This window comes from Streptomyces sp. SID14478 (assembly GCF_010548525.1).
Classification (GTDB): domain Bacteria; phylum Actinomycetota; class Actinomycetes; order Streptomycetales; family Streptomycetaceae; genus Streptomyces.
Window position 1 is genome coordinate 1 of record NZ_JAAGMG010001457.1, and the last position, 18,769, is coordinate 18,769.

Sequence of the window (18,769 nt, forward strand, 5' to 3'; positions counted from 1 at the left end):
GCCGGCGCGGACGCCACCGGTCCGCCGGCGGCGTCGGCGTCCGACGCGGCGCCGGGAGCGGGGACCGATCTGACGAAGCTGGTGAATCCCTTCATCGGGACCGAGAACGAAGGACTGACCTTCCCCGCCGCGGGGGCACCGTTCGGCTTGGTGCAGGAGAGCCCGTTGATGAAGACGGCCGGTGGCACGGGGTGTGACAAGGAGTCGTCCGACACGGTCATCGGGTTCAGCCAGACGACGATCAACGGCTGCCGGTTCAACTACCTGCCGATGATGCCCACGACCGGCGCGGTGAGTTCGACCGATCCGGCACAGTACGCGTCGACGTTCCGTCATGAGAACGAGACGACGGGGCCGGACTACTACCGGACGAAGCTCGACAAGTACGGCGTGACCGCCTCCCTGACGGCGACCGCACGGACCGGGTGGCAGCAGTACGCGTTCCCGCGCACGAAGCAGGCGAACGTGATGTTCAACGCCGGGGCCGGCGTGAGCAGTTCGCAGATCCGCGTCGTCGGCAACCGCACGATCGAGGGATGGGTCGAGGATTCCAAGAAGACCTACTTCGTCGCGGAGCTCAGCCGGCCGTTCGCGTCGTACGGCACCTGGAAGGGCAGCGAACGCAGCGCCGGGTCCCGTGCATCGGCCGCCAAGGGGCCCAACGGAGCCTGGGTCACCTTCGACACGAGGAAGGACGACGCCCCCGTGGTCGCCAAGGTGGGGCTCTCCTTCACCGGACTCGCCGGCGCCCACAAGAACCTCGCCGCGGAGACGGGGAAGTTCGGCTTCGACTTCGACGCCGTGCACAAGGCGTTGAACGGCGAGTGGAACACCATGCTGCACAAGGCCGCGATCGGTGGCGGTACGCACGACCGTCAGGTCGCGTACTACACGGCGCTGTACCACTCCCTGGTCGACCCGAACCTCATCGGTGACGTCGACGGCCGTTACGTCGGAGCCGACAAGAAGACGCACACCGCCAGGGGATACACCCCCTACAGCAACCTCTCCCTGTGGGACACGTACCGGACCCAGAACAAGCTCCTGGAGATGCTCGTTCCCGAGGTCGCGCACGACATCGACATGTCGATCCTCGCGATCGCCCGGGAGGGCGGCGCACTTCCGCGCTGGTACCTGGAGAACGAGGAAGGCAACATCATGACCGGTGACCCGGTCACGCCGTTCCTGGTCGAGGGCTGGTCGAAGGGGCTGCTGACCGGGGCGGACGCCCAGGAGGCCTACAAGTACCTCAGGGCGAACGCGACCGAGGTGCCGCCCGCCGACGTCCGGGAGAACGGGCGCGCCGGGGCCGCCTACTACGCGGAGCGCGGATACATCCCGTACGGCCTCAACATCAAGTCGAACGCCGACTGCCGCGGGGACACGAGCGGCACCTGCTGCCCGACCAAGTCGAACGACAACGACTGCTACTACGGCACGTCGGCCACGTTGGAGTACGCGGCGGCCGACGCGTCGCTGGCACTGATGGCGAAGGGGCTCGGCCACACGGCCGACGCCAGGATGTTCGCCGAGCGCGGGCAGGCGTACAAGAACGTCTTCGACCGGCAGACCGGCCAGTTCCGACCGCGCACCGCGACCGACGGCACCTGGCTGACGCCGTACGACCCGGTCACGAGCAACCACGCGCTGCACGAGCAGAACGCGAGCCAGTACCAGTGGATGGTGCCCCAGGACCCGGCGGGGCTGGTGGGCATGCTGGGCGGCAAGGACGCGACGAACAAGCGGTTGGACGACTTCTTCGCGTACGACGACCTCCTCACCGACCCGGAAGGCACCGCGCGCACGGCCTGGGTCAGCGACCCGTACGACTACTACGACTCCACCAAGTACAACCCGAACAACGAGCCCAACCTCATCGCGCCGTACCTCTACGCGTGGACCGGGCAGCCCGGACGCACGGCGACCGTGATCAAGGCGCAGGAGACCCTGTTCACGAACAGCCCCGGCGGCATCCCCGGCAACGACGACATGGGGGAGATGTCCTCCTGGTACGTGATGTCGTCGCTGGGCCTCTACCCCACGACCAGTGGCGGCAACTTCGACGTCCTCACCACGCCGCAGTTCCCGAACGCCCGGGTACGGATCGGCGCGTACGGGAAGACGCAGGGCGGGACGCTGCGGATCTCCGCGCCCGGCACCGGCACGGCCAACCGGTACATCGCCTCCGCGACGGTGAACGGCAAGGCCTGGGACAAGGCATGGGTCGACCAGGCCGACATCGCCCACGGCGGGCGCATCGACTACGCCCTGAGCACCCGGCCCACGGCGTGGGCGACAGCGGCGAAGGACGCCCCGCCGTCGATCAACACGACGCCGAACCCGCAGCATCGGCTCAGCGCCGACGTCGGGCCCGACCAGGTGACCGTGGAGTCCGACGCGGACCACGCCTCGCGCCAGCAGGTCGACCTGACACTGCTGGCCACGGCCCCGCACACCGCGCGGGTCGCCGTGCGCGCGAAGGCGCCGAAGGGATGGTCGGTCACCCCGGCCACCTCGACGGCGACGGCCGACTCGGACGGGCTCCCCGCCCAGATGAACAAGAGCGTGCGAATCACCGCGCCGGCCAAAACTACGGCGGGCACCTACAAGGTGTCGGTCACCGCCACGCTCCCCGGAGCGGCTCCGGTCGAGAAGTCCGTCGACGTCGTGGTCCGGCAAGGCGGGAAGTGCGCCATCAAGACGGACAGCTCGTGCGCCGTCGATCTGGACGCCGCCTACAACAACGACGGCGTCGCCACGCTCGCCGCGCCGGGCGAGGGGGACTTCGACGGCACGGGCACGAGCTTCGCCGCCGACCAACTGCCCGCGCCCGGCCCGGTCACCCTCGGCGGCGTGCCCTACCAGGCTCCCCCGACCTCCGGCAGCAGCAAGAACTTCGTCAAGTCCACCGGGCAGGCGCTCCCCCTGCCCTCCGGTGACTACACGAGCCTGCACATCGTGGGCGCGTCCGACAACGGCAGCACCGGCGCCGCGTCGGCCACCGCCGTCGTCACCTACACCGACGGCAGCACCGCGACGGTGCCGCTCCGCCTCACCGGCTGGGCGAACAAGGCCCCGGACTTCGGCAACGACGTCGCGCTGACGACGGCGTACCAATTGAAGGCCGGCACCGGAAAGACCACCACCAAGGCATCCCTCTACGAAACGACCGTCCCCTTGGAACCCGGCAAGCAGGTCCGCTCCCTCTCCCTGGCGACACCGTCCGTACCGGCCTGGGTCGCGCCCGGGTCCGGAGGCCTCGACTGGCAACGCAACAGCGCCCTCGGCATCTACGCGATGACGCTGCAGCACTGACCCGTCACCATCCCCCCAGGAGGCCCGGCGCCACTGCGCACCGGGCCTCCCGTGGACCCCCTTGCCGCCAGCGGGACACGCCAACTACCCGGCCTTGGGTCAAGGCCCATCCTCCGTCGCACACCGCATTGCCTTAGGTGATCAAGCCGGCGCTGGTCAGCCAGATGTGTTCGCATGTCGCCGACGCGTCTTGGAGCGCCTCGCGGGATTCCTGTGAGGCGTGGTAGAAGGTTCGCTCGATCATCCAGCACAGGGCCCGTGCCATGGCTGAGGCTTGTTCGGGTTGGGTGCCAGCCTGGATGCCTGCACGTTCCAGGACAGCGGCGATGGCCGTGATGAACAGGTCAGCCGTGTGGTTCCACAGCTCGCCGATCTCCGGCACGGTCAGTGACAGGTCTATCGCCGTGCGCATGACGAGGCCGTGCTCGTTCCACAGCTCGACCGTGCGCCGCATGGCCGCCGCGATGGCCTGGCGTGGCTCGTCCGTCTGCGCGGTGACCCGGGACCGTTCCCACAGATGCTCGACGGTCCGGGCCACCAGTGCCGTGACGACTTCTTGCTTGGAACCGAAGTAGAAGTACAGGGCACCTCGTGTGATCCCGGCGCCCTGGGCTACGTCGCCGACGGTCATGGCGTCGTAGCCCTTGTCCGCCAGCAGTGTCTCGCAGGTGTCGAGGATGGCCCGCTCCCGGAGATCCCCCTTGCGCTCGGTGGTGCGACGGCCGCGCGCGGAAGGTTGGCCGGGCATCAGAGCTGAGCGCCCTCGGCGAAGTCGGTCGTACGCGAGAGCGCCTCCCACGCCCGGATGTCCTCGTCCACGGCCGTGCGCGCGGCGGTCACCAGGCGTAGCGCGTCCGAGCCCAGGACGAGGTGGGCCGGTGGCTGGTCGACCGTCGTGATGTGGACGACCGCTTCTCCGGCCTTGGCCGGATTGCCCAACTGGTTCCCGCTGGCCTTCTGCCGCGCTGCGCGAATGGGGGCGAACAACTCGTCGTAGTCGTCGACGGTCCGCTCGGCGCGTGTCATGGACCGTCCGGCCCAGTCGGTGCGGAAGGATCCGGGCTCGATCGCCGTCACGTGGATGCCGAACTGTGCGACCTCCTTGCCGAGCGCTTCCAGGATGCCTTCCAGGGCGAACTTGCTGCCGCAGTAGGCTGACATGCCAGGTACGGCCATGAGCCCGCCCATGGAGGTGACGGCCATCAGGTGTCCGCGGCGACGTGCGCGCATGTGGGGCAGCGCCGCCTGCAGGGTAGCCACGGCCCCGAAAACGTTGACCTCGAACTGGCGCCGCACCTCCGCCAGCGGGGTTTCCTCGAAGGTTCCCTCCAGGCCGTAGCCGGCGTTGGCGACCACGACATCCAGAGGGCCGACGCTTCCCTCGACCTCCGCGACCGCGCCGGCTACGGCGTCACCGTCCGTCACGTCCAGGATGCGGCCGTGTGCGGAGCCGGGCTTGAGTTCCTCGAAGACCCGCAGATCGTCCTCCGAGCGGACGGTGCCGACCACGGTGTGTCCAGCGGTCAGGGCGGCTTGCGCGAACGCGCGCCCCAGGCCCGTACTGACGCCGGTGATGAGCCAGTTCCGCTTCTGCACTGTTCCTCCAGCAAGGTCATGCGAGGAGCCGGATCGCCCCCTCCAGCAAAAAGTCTACACGGTGTCGATTTTTATCGTTGCAGCGTCGATTCTGATGGGGGTGGTGGGAGAGGTGACGCGTCATGGGCGGGCGGGGATGCCGATACCGCCGGAGACGGTGAGGTTGTCGCCGGTGAGCAACTGGCGGCGTCCGAGGCGAGAAAGGCCACGGCCTCGGAGGTGTCGGCGGCAGGGCCGACGCGTCCGGGCGGGATGCTCTGGCCCCAGGAGGAAGAGGAGGCGTTGGCCGCTCTCGCCGTCACCGTCGAACAGCCACTCCTCGCCGGCCAGCCCTGCGTCGTGGGAGGGCCACTTCGTCCCTGACGGTGACCATCATGAGCTGATCGCGCTGTGCCCGGCTCAGCTGGTGGTGCCGTCGAACAAGGAGGTTCCGGAGTTGGAGCGACTGGGCGTACGCCGCCGCGCTGTGGGGCGGCGGAAGAGACCGTGCCGTCCCCGACGGCGGCCTCGGCGCTCGCATGTGACGGGGCAGCTGTCCGCCTCAGTCATGCGAGCCGCCGAGGCATGTCGGCCTGATCCAGGCCGAGGCCGCGGAGGGGCATGCCGCCGGAATTCACGCGGACGCTCGGGAACTGGCCGTTGCCGCGGTCAGCTCGCGCGGCGCCGGCCGGTGAAGCGCACCCGCCGCGGCAGGATCAGCAGCAGCAGACTGTAGTACTGCAGCACCGGCACGCAGAGGGAGAGGGCGAACGCGACGGCTACGGCGATGACATTGCTGTAACTGTCGGTGCACAGGTGCGCGGTCCTCCGGCGGGCCTCGTCGCCATCGCCCTCGACCATCCCCGGGTTGCTCTTCAGGATCTTCAACATGGCGAGCCGGCACACCATGCCGACCAGGAGTACCGCGTAATAGAACGCCGCCACGAACCGGTCGCGGCCGAAGGCGCCGATCATCTCCGTGGGAAGTGGGAGAACGACGACCGACAGCAGCCACCCCATGTTCCACGCCGTCAGGGAGCGGGTGGCCGTCTTGACCGTCGAGAAGGTCCGGTGGTGCTCCTGCCAGATGTTCGCGATGACCGCGAAGCTGAGCAGGAAGCTCCACACCTGGTCGAGGTGACCGGTGATCACGTCGCTGGCGTTCTCGTGGGCGGACGCGACCTCGGGGACGAGGTCGACCAGCGGCAGGATCAGCAAAGTGATGGAGATCGCGGTCACCGCGTCGGTGAACAGCACCAGCCGCTCCCCCGAGACACCTCCTTCGATCCTGTCCGGCGCGAGGCCCGACGGCTCTCCCGGAGCGGCCGGCCGTCGCGTTCCGGTCTCATCGATGACGTCCTTGCCACCCATGTATGTACACCTCTCTCTTGTCGTGCCCACCACGCCTGCCACCGTTGCCGGACCCTGCTGGTCATGGACGTTCCGCGCGGCTGACGGGGGTTTCGGATCATCAATTGGCTTGCCCGGGCCGTTTTTTGGTGTGTCCTTGAGGAGCCGGGTTCTCCGGCTGTCGTCGCCCGCGCCGACGCTGCGAGGGCAAGCCCGAGCACAGCCGGGAGGACGGGTGCACTCATCGCGCAGGTCGACGATGAAAGCGTTGCCGGCGAGCCGCGTGTGCTCTCCCGGACACCGTGGTGTCCGTCAGCTCGCGGCGGCTCCCCCGGTGGTGGCCGCCACCGCTTGCAATAGCTGCGGTTCGAACAGGGTGCTGGGATGACGCAGCATGTAGGAGACGTTGTTGAAGGCCCGCGACACCTCCGGATCGACGAGGGCGGCGCCGGCGATCTGCTGCACGATTCGGCGCTGCTGCCGCACTTCTTCCGGCACCTCGGTACCGTTCTCCGCGTCGATGCGGGCGGCGTCACCTCCCGCGGACACGGCCCAGGCCGCGTCGACGACCACCTGCTGCAGATGGAAGAACTCCGTGGCCGCTTTGTCGAGCTCGCTTGAGCTGCCGAGGTAGGAGGCCAAGCAGGAGGCGTGCAGAGCGGCGGAACTCATGCCCTGGCCGTAGACCGGGTTGAAGGAGGCCACGGCGTCCCCTGTGCTGATCAGGCGCGCGGGCAGGTGGCCCGCCTCGGTGAAGTGACGTCGTCTGCTGTCCGCTTGGCGGTAGGTCACCACGTCGCGCGTGACGCCGCCACTGGTGATGTCGCTGAAGATCGCGGGCAACGCGGCGCAGTGCGCGCGGAACTCGTCGATCGTCCTGCCGGGCCGGTTGTCGCCGTAGCCCATGAGCATGACGAGCCACTGCTGCCCTTCGATCACGGTCGCCGCCGCAACGGACACTCCGCCCGACGGATACTGCGGCGTGAACAGTTGCAGTACGGTCGCCACATCCAACTCCGGCAATTTCACCGGGCGTTCGAACAGCGCTGTCGCGTAGTTGACCGGGGATTCCAGCCGTTCGAGCCGGGGCTCGTCGTAACCGTCCTGCCCGAGCCAGTGCGACAGCCGGCTGGAGCGTCCCATCGCGTCCACGACGAAGTCCGCCGCGAGGCTCCGCTCCGCCCGCTTCCCCTGATCTCCGTCCCCGGGCACGGTGAAGCGCACGCCGGCGACAGCGTCGTCGCCGTAGAGCAACCCGGTCGCCTGCGCCCGCAGGACCGAGACGTTGGGCAGGGCGGTGACGCGGGCCCGGACGAGACTCTCCAGCAAAGGACGCCCGACCGCGAGAAACTGGTGGTCCACGCCGTCCGGCGCCTGCCGGACGTGGTCGTAGCCGACGAATTGCTTGTCGGGGCCGACGAGCGACGCGCCCCGGTCCTGTGCTTCCTGCGAAACGCCGGGAAGCCACCGCTCGATCCACAGCCGACCGGCCGGCAGCAGCGTGTGCACCTGTCGGCCCTGGGGCGCCCCGGCGCGCGACTCGGCCTGCGCCGATGTGTCGTCGGGCTCGATGATGACGACCTTGCGCGCGCGGTCGGAGAGCACCCGTGCCGCGAGGAGCCCCGCGATGCTCCCGCCCATCACGCACGCCGTGTCGAACAGAACGGGTACCTCGTGCGGCGGCTCAGCGCCCACCAGACTCTCGAAGAGAGCCACCACGGATTCGGACACCGAATACTCCAGTGAGTGAGACAGACCTGGACAGGCGGATCAACGTCCAGGCGGTCGGAACCAGGACCCGAAGGTCCGGCGAAACCTGCTCACCCGGGAGGGAAGATCCGCTCGTGCCGGGGAGCGAAGGGGACGCGCTGATCATGATGACCGGACCCGGACGCCGACGCCTTGTACCCATCGGCCTCGCGCGTTGTACTTCTCTGCCGCCCGGGGCCGCCGCACGGTGATCCTGGCCCGGGCAGTGGCCGGCTGGAGGAGTAGCTTGATCCGGATGAGCACCGAAGTCAGCCCGTCTCCGTGGCGGATCGGAGACCCTTCCACACCCATGGTCGACGTCACCGTGCCGTACGCGCACGAGGATCGAAACCGTGTGCTGCTCAGAGAGTGGCGGCGTCAGGGGGGTGAGTCGGTGCCGGCTCCCCCCATGCGGCTGCCACGGCACAGCGAAGGGACGTACCGCGCCCGCATCTGGAAGCAGGACCTGCTCGACCTCTTCCTCGAGGACCAGTACAGCGACGCGATAGCGGGGGACACAGGAGGGCCCGGCGGGCACCTTGAGGACCGGATCGTGACAAGTGTGACGCTGAGCGGTGAGTGGCGCTTCGCCACGAAGGGGCAGCAAGCCACGGCGGCGGCCGGCATGCTGTGCGTTCGACGGAACGAGGATCTCTGGGACTTCGAGGTCGCCCGGGGCACACGGGCGATCACCCTGGTCCTCCCCGCGAGCGAGATCCGCTTCCCGAAGAACACGCGGGCAGTCCTCGCGGAACAGGTGTCGCCCGCCGCGGCCCTTCTGCTCGCCCACCTCCGGCTCTGGGCGGAACTGGCGGACGGCCTCGGAGCCGCCGCAGCCGGGTCCGCCCGCAACGCGACCCTGGAGCTGTTCAGAGGCCTGATGAACGACCAGGTCATCGATGACGCGGAGTTCGCACCCGCGCTCCTCCAAGCGGCAATGGACCACATAGAGGCCCGGCTGCTCGTCGACCCCGACCTCGACCCCAGGGGGATCGCAGCGGCCCTGAACGTGTCCGTCCGCACCCTCTACCGCGCGTTCGGCCAAGAGGGCGCATCGTCCGTCATGGGCCACGTGCGCGAACGTCGACTCGAACGCGCCAGGGCAGAGCTGCTCTCAACACGCCTCACCGTGTCCGAGATCGCCGCCCGCTGGCACTTCGCCGACAGCAGCCATTTCATCAAGGCATACAAGAAGCGATTCGCCGAGACTCCCAGCGCGGACCGGCGGCCCGCAGAGGGCGTTTGATCCACACACGTCACGGCATCGCTGGGCCGTCTTTCCCGGCAAAGCGTGATCGCAGAGGGCTTCCGCCGCCGCCTGTACCTCAGTCACCATGTCGGGCAACTCGGCGCCGGCATCGGTGTGTCGGCGGCTCGGCGGCTCGGCGCGGGGTGCTGTCGGGGCACCCCGGCGCCCCTGGCGCTACTCAGGTGGCGCGCCCGGAGGCTTCCTCGGCAGTCGCACCAGAGCAGCTCACTGACCGAGGAAACTGAGACGGACGCTGCGGTTGGTGTTGCTCGTGTTTGTATCGACGAGGCACACCGACTGCCACGTCCCCAGTTCCAGCCCGCCCCCGATCACCGGCAGCGTGGCGTGCGGGGGCACGAGGGCCGGGACCACGTGGTCGCGGCCGTGGCCGGGGCTGCCGTGGCGGTGCTGCCAGCGGTCGTCCGCGGGCAGCAGGGTGTGCAGGGCCGCGAGGAGGTCGTCGTCGCTGCCGGCGCCCGTTTCGAGGACGGCGATGCCCGCGGTGGCGTGCGGCACGAAGATGTTCAGCAGGCCGTCCCGGCCCTGCGCGACCTCATGGAGGAAGGACTCGCAGTCGCGGGTCAGGTCGGCGACCCGCTCGGTGGAGCCGGTGGTGACGGTCAGGACTCGGGTCGTGAATGCGTCGGACATGAGGCCATTGTCCCTCCGGCCGGGGTTCACCACGAGCGCGACGGCGCGTCCGGTCGGGCCGGTGGGACCGGCGGGTGGACGCCGCGGTCCATAGCGTGAGACGGCATTGACCGTGTGTCGACAAACTGGCTACGTTCTGGCGCATGTTGCGTTCAGCCCTGCTCACCACGCGCGGTCACATCGACCTGCTGCGGGTGGCATCCGCCGCGTGTCGCCGCGGCTGCTGACGCCCTCTCGCACCACCCCTCTTCCTTTCCCCGCCGTCCCGGCTCCCACCGCGTGCTGACGCGCCCTTGACGCGCGCCCACTGAGGCCGAGGCGCGCCCTCCCCTGCCATGGAGTGCCGTGAGCATCAGCCATGCCCCGCCCGAGGCCTCATCCGCCGACATATCCGGTACACCGGATACGCGGAAGGCCGCGCCCGAGCTCGAACCCCTCATCCCCTCCTCCACCCGCCGCACCCGCGTCCCGCGCTGGCTGCGTCGCACCTCCGGCCCCCTGCTCCTGCTGCTCCTGTGGCAACTCCTCAGCTCCACCGGGGTGTTGACGCCCGAGGTGCTGGCCTCGCCGGGCACGATCGCGCGGGTCGGCTCGGATCTCGTCGCCGACGGCTCCCTGACCGCGGCCATGGGCATCTCCCTGCAACGCGTCGCCGTGGGGCTGGTGTTCGGCATCGTGGTCGGGGTCGGCCTCGCCCTGGTGTCCGGACTGTTCCGGATCGGCGAGGACCTGGTCGACGCCAGCGTGCAGATGCTGCGCACCGTGCCGTTCGTCGGACTCATCCCGCTGTTCATCATCTGGTTCGGGATCGGCGAGGCCCCGAAGGTCGCCATCATCACCCTCGGCGTCTCCTTCCCGCTGTATCTGAACGTGTACGCGGGCATTCGCGGCGTCGACTCCCAACTCGTCGAGGCGGGCGAGTCGTTGGGACTCAGCAGGTGGGGTCTCGTGCGCCACGTCGTGCTGCCGGGGGCGCTGCCCGGGGCGATGACCGGGTTGCGGTACTCGCTCGGGATCGCCTGGCTGGCCCTGGTGTTCGCGGAGCAGATCAACGCCGACTCCGGCATCGGCTTCCTGATGGTGCAGGCGCGGGACTTCCTGCGCACCGACGTCATCGTGGTGTGCCTGATCGTCTACGCGTTCCTCGGCCTGCTCGCCGACTTCGTCGTTCGTTCCCTCGAAAGGCTGCTGCTGCAATGGCGACCGACGTTCACGGGCCGGTGACCCCGGTGACCGCCAAGGCCGAAGGGCTCGCCGTTCGCGTGGAGGGGCTCAGCCGCTCCTTCGACGGACGCGCCGTCATCGATGACCTTCGACTCGACGTGCAGCCAGGGGAGTTCGTGGCACTCCTCGGGCGCAGCGGTTGCGGGAAGTCCACCCTGCTGCGGATCCTCGCCGGGCTCGACCGGGACATCGAGGGCACCGTCCTCGTGCCGCGCCGCAAGGCCGTCGCGTTCCAGGCGCCGCGGCTCATGCCGTGGAAGCGGGTGTGGCGCAACGTCCTGCTCGGACTGCCCGGCAGGCCCGAACGGGCTTTGGCCGAGCGGGCGTTGGACGAGGTGGGCCTGGAGAACCGGTCGAACGCCTGGCCCAAGACGCTCTCCGGGGGTGAGGCCCAGCGCGCCTCGCTCGCCCGCGCCCTGGTCCGCGAGCCCGATCTGCTGCTGCTCGACGAGCCGTTCGGCGCCCTGGACGCGCTGACCCGCATCAAGGCCCAGCGGCTCGTCGACGAGCTGTGGCAGCGGCGCGGCTGCGCCGTCCTCCTGGTCACGCACGACGTCGAGGAGGCCGTGCTGCTCGCCGACCGGGTGCTCGTCATGGACGGCGGAGTGATCGCGTACGAGACGCGCGTCGATCTGGAGCGTCCGCGCGACATCACCGACCCGCGCTTCGGTGAACTGCGTGCCGAACTGCTGCGACGCCTCGGCGTCGACCGCACGGAGCGCACCGCTCACCCGCAGCCCACGGCCTGACCCGACCGCCGCACGTCCCCCTCACGCCCTCAACCACCCATTCCCCGAACGGACTTGTCATGCGACGACGCCCGCCCCTGCCCGCTCTGCCCGCCCTGCTCGTGCCTCTCGCCCTGCTCCTCAGCGCCTGCTCCGGCGCCTCCTCCGCCAGTACGTCCACCGCGGGCTCGGGGGGCGGCACCGACGGCAAGGGGTCGCTGACCCTCAACGTCGGCGACCAGAAGGGCGGTTCGGAGGCGGTGCTGCGGGCCGCCGGGGAGCTGGACGACCTCGACTACAAGATCCGCTGGTCCACGTTCACCTCGGGCCCGCCGCTCCTCGAAGCGGTCAACGCCAAGGCCGTGGACATCGGCGGCGTCGGCAACACACCGCCCGTCTTCGCGGCCGGCGCGCACTCGAAGATCAAGGTCGTGTCGGCCAGTCACGGCACCGCGAAAGGGGACACGATCCTCGTCCCCGACGACTCCCCGCTGAAGAGCCCGTCACAGCTGAAGGGCAAGTCGATCGCCGTGGCGCAGGGCTCCTCGGCGCACTATCAGCTCGTCGCCTCGCTGGAGAAGGCCGGCCTCGGCCTCAAGGACGTGAAGGTGAAGTACCTCCAACCGGCCGACGCGCTGGCCGCGTTCACCTCCGGCAAGGTCGACGCGTGGGCGGTCTGGGACCCGTACACCTCTCAGGTGCTGCGCGGCAAGCAGGGGCGGGTACTGACCGACGGCGACGGGGTCACCAACGGGCTCGCCTTCCAGGTCGCCTCCCCCACCGCCCTCGGCGACAAGAAGAAGTCCGCGGCGATCAAGGACTATCTCGACCGGCTGCGGCGCGCGCAGGACTGGGTGTTCAAGCACCCCGAGGCGTGGGCCAAGGTCTGGGCGAAGGACACCGGACTCCCCTACGACGTCGCGCTCGACGCGGTCAAGCGCACGAACGGCACGCGCGTGACGGTCTCCGTCGACAAGGCCGTCATCGCCTCCGAACAGCAGATCGCCGACACCTTCACGAAGTTGAAGCTGATCCCCGGCAAGGTCGACTTCGGCGACTTCGTCGACACCCGCTTCAACGGCGACCTGCCGGCCTCCTCCACCGCCCCGCGCACCTACGGCAAGGACTCCTGACGCCATGACTGTTCACCTGCACTGGTTCCTGCCGACCGGCGGCGACGGCCGCACGCTCGTGGACCGGCACGCCTTCAGCGGCGGTGCGCTGGAGCGCACCCCCGGGCGGCCGATCGCCGGGGTGCGTGCGCCCGACCTCGACTACCTCGTCCAAATAGCCAAGGCGGCCGAACAGTTGGGCTTCGAAGCGGTCCTCACACCGACCGGCACGTGGTGCGAGGACGCGTGGCTGACGACGGTCGCGCTCGCCCAGCACACCCAGCGCCTCAAGTTCCTGGTGGCGTTCCGGCCCGGAGTCATCTCGCCCGTGCTCGCCGCCCAGATGGCATCGACGTACCAACGCCTCACCAACGGACGGCTGTTGCTCAACGTCGTCACCGGTGGGGACTCGACCGAGCAGCGGCGCTACGGCGACCACCTCGACCACGACCGCCGCTACGCCCGCACCGACGAGTTCCTCTCCGTCGTCCGCGGCGTGTGGGGCGGCACGGCCGGGGCGCCGTACGACTTCGGCGGCACGCACTATCAGGTCGACGACTCCTTCACGGCGCTGCCGCCGGACCCGCTGCCGCAGATCTTCTTCGGCGGTTCGTCCGCGGCCGCCGGTCCGGTCGCGGCGCGGCACAGCGATGTGTATCTGACCTGGGGCGAGCCGCCGCAGCAGGTGAAGGAGAAGATCGACTGGATCCGGGAGCTCGCCGAGCAGGAGGGACGCACGGTGCGGTTCGGGATCCGGCTGCACACGATCTCCCGGGACTCGGCGCGCGACGCGTGGGCGACCGCGGACCGACTGCTCGACGACCTCTCCCCCGAGACGGTCGCCGCGGCGCAGGCCGCGCTCGGGCGCAGCGAGTCGGTGGGCCAGCAGCGGATGCTCGCGCTGCACGGCGGCAGGCGCGAGGACCTGGAGATCTCGCCCAATCTGTGGGCGGGCGTGGGGCTGGTGCGCGGCGGCGCCGGGACGGCCCTGGTGGGCAACCATGCGGAGGTCGCCGACCGGATCGAGGAGTACCACGCGCTCGGCATCGAGCACTTCGTCCTCTCCGGCTATCCGCACCTGGAGGAGGCGTACTGGTTCGGGGAGGGCGTGATCCCCGAACTCTCGGCGCGCGGGCTGGTGTCCCCGGCCACCACGGGCGGTGCCCCGCTGCTGGTCGCCGGCGGTCGCTGAGCGGGGCGCCGCGCGCGGGAAGATCTCGGGCCCCGGTCGAGTTGGTAGAAGCGTGAACGATTTCGGGGTACGCGAGGGCGCCGCCGCGCAGGATGCGCGGCAGGTGGACGTGGTGGTCATCGGCGCCGGACAGGCCGGTCTGTCCGCCGCCCACCATCTGCGGCGGGTGGGGTTCGAGCCGGAGCGGGACTTCGTCGTCCTCGACCACGCGCCCCGCCCCGGCGGCGCCTGGCAGTTCCGCTGGCCCTCGCTCACGTACGGCAAGGTGCACGGCATGCACTCGCTGCCGGGCATGGAGCTGACGGGCGCCGACCCCGCCCGGCCGTCCTCGGAGGTCATCGCCGAGTACTTCGCCGCGTACGAGAAGACCTTCGACCTGCGCGTGCGGCGCCCCGTCGACGTGCGGCAGGTCCGGGAGGGGGACGGGGGCCGGCTGCTCGTCGAGAGCTCGCAGGGGGCCTGGGCCACGCGGGCTCTGGTCAACGCGACGGGGACGTGGGACCGGCCGTTCTGGCCGCGCTACCGGGGCCAGGAGACGTTCCGTGGGCGGCAGTTGCACACCGCGCAGTACCCGGGCCCCGAGGAGTTCGCGGGGCAGCGGGTGGTCGTGGTGGGCGGCGGCGCGTCCGGGACGCAGCATCTGATGGAGATCGCGCCGTACGCGGCCTCGACGACGTGGGTGACCCGGCGTCCGCCGGTGTTCCGCGAGGGCCCGTTCGACGAGAACTGGGGCCGGTCGGCGGTGGCGATGGTCGAGGACCGCGTGCGGCAGGGACTCACGCCGATGAGCGTGGTCTCGGTGACCGGGCTGCCGGTGAACGACGCGATCCGCGCGGCACGGGAGAACGGGGTCCTCGACCGCCTGCCGATGTTCGACAGGATCACGCCGACGGGCGTGGCCTGGGACGACGGGCGCGAGGTGGTGGCCGATGTGATCCTGTGGGCCACCGGGTTCCGGGCGGCGCTCGACCACCTGGCCCCGCTGGGACTGCGGGAGCCGGGCGGCGGGATCCGGCTCGAGGGCACCCGTGCGGCGCTGGACCCGCGGGTTCATCTGGTGGGGTACGGGCCGTCGGCGAGCACGATCGGCGCGAACCGTGCGGGGCGGGCCGCGGTGCGGGACATCCGGCGGCTGCTCGCCGAGGAGAGCCCGGTCACGGTCTGACCGTCCGCCGGGGCGCGGCGAGGTGGACCGCGCCCCGTGAGCCGGGCCGCTCAGCCGTCCTTCTTGGCCTGGCCCTGGATCTTGTTGAACTCCGCGACGTTCTTCTGGTGCTCGGCGTAGTCGGCGGTGAAGCGGGTGTCGCCCGGCTTGACCGTGACGAAGTACAGCCAGTCGCCCTGCGTCGGGGCGGTCGCCGCCTTCAGCGCCTGCTCGCCGGGGTTGCCGATCGGCGAGGGCGGCAGGCCCATGCGCACGTAGGTGTTGTACGGGTTGTCGAGCTTGGTGTCCTTGGCGGTGGTGTCCAGCGTGGAGCGGCCGAGCCCGTAGTTGAGGGTGGAGTCCATCTGCAGCGGCATGCCGTGGTCGAGACGGTTGTAGATGACGCGGGCGACCTTGCCCATGTCCTCCTTGTTGTCGGCCTCGGCCTCGACGATGCTCGCGATGATGACGCTCTGGTACGGGTTCGCCGTGTCCCGGTCGGCGCCCGCGGTGGTGGCCTGACCGCCGCCGAACCGCTTGTTGGCCGTGTTGACCATGTACGACAGCAGGGACTTCGGCGTCGACTTGGCGCCGAGGGGATATGTCGCCGGGAAGAGGTACCCCTCAGGGTTGCCGCCCGCGTCACCCGGAAGTTTGAGGCCTGCCTGGGGCACGGTCTTCTTCGTGGTGCCGGCGGGGAGTGCGAGCGCCTTGTCGACGGCGTCGTAGACCTGGCCCGAACGCCAGCCCTCCGGGATGGTCAGGGCGGTCGGCCGCCCGTCGTCGCCGGACACGGCCAGCGGTACCGCGACGGCGGCGGCCGCCACGACGGCCCCGGTCGCGAGCAGGGCGACGCGCCCTCTGCGCGTGAGTCGGATCGTGCTCCGTCGCGGAGTCTCGTTCAGCATGCGGGAACGGTAACCCGCACATCTGGGCATTCCCGGCATATCTTCATGTCGGAATCCCGCAGCGGACCCGGGTGGCTCACGCGGCCGGCTCCAGCTGCGCGTCGCGCCGGACCAGGGCCGCGTACCGGCCGTCGCTGCCGAGCAGCTCTTCGTGGCTGCCGCGCTCGGCGATCCTGCCACCGTCCAGGACCACGATCTGGTCGGCGCCGCGGATCGTGGACAGGCGGTGCGCGATGGTCAGCGTGGTGCGGTCGGCCGACAGGGCGTCGATGGCTTCCTGCACCGCGAACTCGGTACGGGTGTCCAGGGCGCTGGTCGCCTCGTCCAGGATGAGGATCGGCGGATCGCGCAGGATGGTGCGGGCGATGGCCAGGCGCTGCTTCTCACCACCGGAGAAGCGGTGGCCGCGCTCGCCGACCACGGTGTCGTAGCCGTCGGGCAGCGCGGATATGTGGTCGTGGATCTGCGCGGCGCGGGCCGCCGCGTGCAGCTCCTCCTCGGTGGCGTCGGGCTTGGCGAACCGCAGGTTCTCCGCGACCGAGGCGTGGAAGAGGTAGGTCTCCTGGGAGACGACGCCGATGGCGCGGGCGAGGGTGTCGAAGTCCAGGTCGCGCACGTCCACCCCGTCGACCGTCACGCGGCCGCCCGTGACGTCGTACAGACGCGGCACGAGGTAGCTGAGCGTGGACTTGCCCGAGCCGGTGGGTCCGACGACGGCGAGACTGCCGCCCGCGGGCACGGTGAGGTCGATGCCGTCCAGGATCGCGGCGCCCCGGTCGTCGTCGGCCTCGTAGCGGAACTCCACGTCCTCGAAGCGGACCTCACCCTTGATGCTGTCGAGGTGGATCGCGTCGTCCCGCTCGGTGATGTCGACGGGCAGGTCGAGATACTCGAAGATCCGCTGGAACAGGGCGAGCGAGGTCTGGATCTGTACGCCGGTCTGCAGCAGGCTCACGGTCGGCCGGAACAGGCCCTGCTGGAGCGAGACGAACGCGACGAGCGTGCCGATGGAGACGCCGGCGCCGCCGAACTGGAGGGCCAGGCCCGCCGCCCAGTAGATGACCGCAGGCATGGCGGCCATGACGATGCTGATGACGGCCATCCGCCAGCGCCCCGCCATGTTGGACCGGACCTCGAGGTCGACCAGCTCGTCCGACTCGTCGGAGAAGGACTTCGTGAGGGAGTCCGCGCGCCCCATGGTGCGGCCGAGCAGGATGCCGCTCACGGAGAGCGACTCGGTGACCGTGGCGGCCATCGCGGCCATCTGCTTCTGGCGCTGCGTGGCGATCTTCTTGCGCTCCCGGCCGACGCGGCGGGCGATCCACACGAAGACCGGCAGCAGGAGCAGGGAGACGATCGTGAGGCGCCAGTCGAGGGCGACCATCGCGACGATCGTGGCGACGACGCTCGTCAGGTTCGAGACGAGGGAGGTCGCGGTGGAGGTCACGGTCGCCTGCATGCCGCCGATGTCGTTGGCGATGCGGGACTGGACCTCGCCGGTGCGGGTCTTGGTGAAGAAGGCGAGCGACATGCTCTGCAGGCGGCCGTAGACGGCCGTGCGCAGGTCGTGCATGACGCGCTGGCCGACGGTGGTCGAGATCAGGGTCTGCAGCACGCCGAAGACGCTGGTGACGACGGCGCTGACGATCATGCCGAGGGCGAGCAGGCTGAGCAGCCCGGTGCGGCCCTGCGGAATGGCGACGTCGAGGATCTCCTTGAGCAGGAACGGCGTCGCGACCGTCACCAGGGAGGCGGCGCCGACGAGCAGGCCGACGAGGGCGAGCCGGGCGCGGTAGGGGCGGAAGAGGGACAGGATGCGGCGGATCTGCCGCGGCTGGCCCGATGCCTTGGCATCGGGGGGCGGCGTCCAGGTGATGACTTCGTCGCGGGGCATGGGCCTCCTAGGCGCGGGGAGAGCTCGGCGGACAGAGACCGGGCTCGACTGTGACTTTGAGGAGCATAGCTCATTGTTACCTATACTCACAATGCACAAGGTCCTGCTAATGTTCCCGGCATGAGTACCCCGGACGCCGACGGCTTCCTCGCCGAGCAGCTGCTGCGGCTCACCCGCCGCCTGTTCCGCATTCAGAAGCGCCAGCTGGAGCCGGTCGGAATCACGCCCGCGCAGTCCCGGCTGCTGCGCACGCTGGTGCACTACGACACCCCGCCGCGGATGGCCGACCTGGCCGAGCGCCTGGAGGTCGTCCCGCGCGCCGTGACGAGCGTCGTGGACGGCCTGGAGGCGGCCGACATGGTGCGCCGCGTGCCCGATCCGACCAACCGCCGGGTCATCCGCATCGAGCTGACCGAGCAGGGCCGGGCCGCCCTGCGGGAGCTGCGCAGCGCGCGCCGCGCCGCCGCAGAGGAGATCCTTGCCCCATTGGACGCGGAGCAGCGCGCACAGCTGACGGTCTTGCTGAACGCGCTGTTCGAGTCGCCGCGCGAGCCGGGCGTCGACTCCCCGCGCGACCACGCGCGCTGACCGGGCGGGCCACCGACGACAGGGCCGCGCGCCGACCGTACGTACCGACCGAGGAGAGGCCATGCCGCTGCTGGAGCCGAAGCCGCAAGC

At 70.1% G+C, this 18,769-nt stretch carries 15 protein-coding genes; 8 read left to right on the forward strand and 7 right to left on the reverse strand.

The annotated features are described in order from the left end of the window. The coding region (locus G3I40_RS45400; protein WP_275410350.1) for a GH92 family glycosyl hydrolase at positions 1 to 3,315 on the forward strand (3,315 nt) is incomplete at its 5' end. Between the two features lie 133 nt (positions 3,316 to 3,448). On the opposite strand, the gene G3I40_RS45405 is transcribed toward G3I40_RS45400, so the two are convergent. The 4 genes from G3I40_RS45405 to G3I40_RS45420 form a co-directional block, all read right to left on the reverse strand. Then, positions 3,449 to 4,063 carry a TetR/AcrR family transcriptional regulator gene (locus tag G3I40_RS45405; protein ID WP_164560617.1) on the reverse strand — a complete coding sequence of 205 codons (615 nt, stop codon included), beginning with the start codon at positions 4,061 to 4,063 and terminating at the stop codon, positions 3,449 to 3,451. Beyond that, positions 4,063 to 4,911, reverse strand: coding sequence for an oxidoreductase (locus G3I40_RS45410; protein ID WP_164560618.1), 849 nt, complete (start codon positions 4,909 to 4,911; stop codon positions 4,063 to 4,065). Before G3I40_RS45410 ends, G3I40_RS45405 begins: the two co-directional genes overlap by 1 nt. 648 nt (positions 4,912 to 5,559) lie before the next feature. Further along, positions 5,560 to 6,261: a TMEM175 family protein gene (locus tag G3I40_RS45415; RefSeq protein ID WP_164560619.1), complete on the reverse strand. Its 702-nt coding sequence runs from the start codon at positions 6,259 to 6,261 to the stop codon at positions 5,560 to 5,562. Between the two features lie 291 nt (positions 6,262 to 6,552). Next, the gene (locus G3I40_RS45420) at positions 6,553 to 7,971 is read right to left on the reverse strand and encodes an FAD-dependent monooxygenase (RefSeq protein ID WP_343245224.1); all 1,419 of its coding nucleotides are present in this window, start codon (positions 7,969 to 7,971) and stop codon (positions 6,553 to 6,555) included. 412 nt (positions 7,972 to 8,383) lie between these two features. Here G3I40_RS45420 and G3I40_RS45425 point away from each other — a divergent pair, with 412 nt between their 5' ends. Continuing rightward, on the forward strand, positions 8,384 to 9,235 hold the full coding sequence (locus tag G3I40_RS45425; protein ID WP_343245225.1) for a helix-turn-helix transcriptional regulator: 852 nt from the start codon (positions 8,384 to 8,386) through the stop codon (positions 9,233 to 9,235). A gap of 228 nt (positions 9,236 to 9,463) precedes the next feature. On the opposite strand, the gene G3I40_RS45430 is transcribed toward G3I40_RS45425, so the two are convergent. Continuing rightward, a complete protein-coding gene (locus tag G3I40_RS45430; protein WP_164560620.1) occupies positions 9,464 to 9,889 on the reverse strand; it encodes a YjbQ family protein in 426 nt (141 codons plus the stop codon). A 345-nt stretch (positions 9,890 to 10,234) separates the two neighbouring features. On the opposite strand from G3I40_RS45430, the gene G3I40_RS45435 reads away from it, so the two are divergent. From G3I40_RS45435 to G3I40_RS45455, 5 genes are read left to right on the forward strand one after another with little or no spacing between them, the layout of a single operon-like run. Further along, positions 10,235 to 11,113, forward strand: coding sequence for an ABC transporter permease (locus G3I40_RS45435; protein ID WP_164560621.1), 879 nt, complete (start codon positions 10,235 to 10,237; stop codon positions 11,111 to 11,113). Continuing rightward, entirely contained in the window at positions 11,086 to 11,862 is a 777-nt protein-coding gene (locus tag G3I40_RS45440; protein WP_164560622.1) for an ABC transporter ATP-binding protein, read from the forward strand. The genes G3I40_RS45435 and G3I40_RS45440 overlap by 28 nt, the downstream gene beginning before the upstream one ends. Positions 11,863 to 11,921: 59 nt before the next feature. After that, positions 11,922 to 12,974 (forward strand): ABC transporter substrate-binding protein, encoded by a 1,053-nt coding sequence (locus G3I40_RS45445; RefSeq protein ID WP_164560623.1) that lies wholly within the window; start codon positions 11,922 to 11,924, stop codon positions 12,972 to 12,974. Between the two features lie 4 nt (positions 12,975 to 12,978). Then, entirely contained in the window at positions 12,979 to 14,145 is a 1,167-nt protein-coding gene (locus tag G3I40_RS45450) for an LLM class flavin-dependent oxidoreductase (protein WP_164560624.1), read from the forward strand. A gap of 52 nt (positions 14,146 to 14,197) precedes the next feature. Then, complete coding sequence (locus G3I40_RS45455) at positions 14,198 to 15,310, forward strand: NAD(P)/FAD-dependent oxidoreductase (protein ID WP_164560625.1); 1,113 nt, start codon at positions 14,198 to 14,200, stop codon at positions 15,308 to 15,310. A gap of 50 nt (positions 15,311 to 15,360) precedes the next feature. Here the strand turns inward: G3I40_RS45455 and mltG are convergent, their stop codons facing one another. Both mltG and G3I40_RS45465 read right to left on the reverse strand, forming a co-directional pair. Then, the gene (gene mltG, locus G3I40_RS45460) at positions 15,361 to 16,197 is read right to left on the reverse strand and encodes an endolytic transglycosylase MltG (protein WP_164560626.1); all 837 of its coding nucleotides are present in this window, start codon (positions 16,195 to 16,197) and stop codon (positions 15,361 to 15,363) included. 76 nt (positions 16,198 to 16,273) lie between these two features. Beyond that, positions 16,274 to 18,091 carry an ABC transporter ATP-binding protein gene (locus G3I40_RS45465; protein ID WP_164560627.1) on the reverse strand — a complete coding sequence of 606 codons (1,818 nt, stop codon included), beginning with the start codon at positions 18,089 to 18,091 and terminating at the stop codon, positions 16,274 to 16,276. A 120-nt stretch (positions 18,092 to 18,211) separates the two neighbouring features. Between G3I40_RS45465 and G3I40_RS45470 the strand changes: the two genes are divergently transcribed. Continuing rightward, positions 18,212 to 18,679: a MarR family transcriptional regulator gene (locus tag G3I40_RS45470; protein WP_164560628.1), complete on the forward strand. Its 468-nt coding sequence runs from the start codon at positions 18,212 to 18,214 to the stop codon at positions 18,677 to 18,679. Positions 18,680 to 18,769 lie beyond the last annotated feature (90 nt).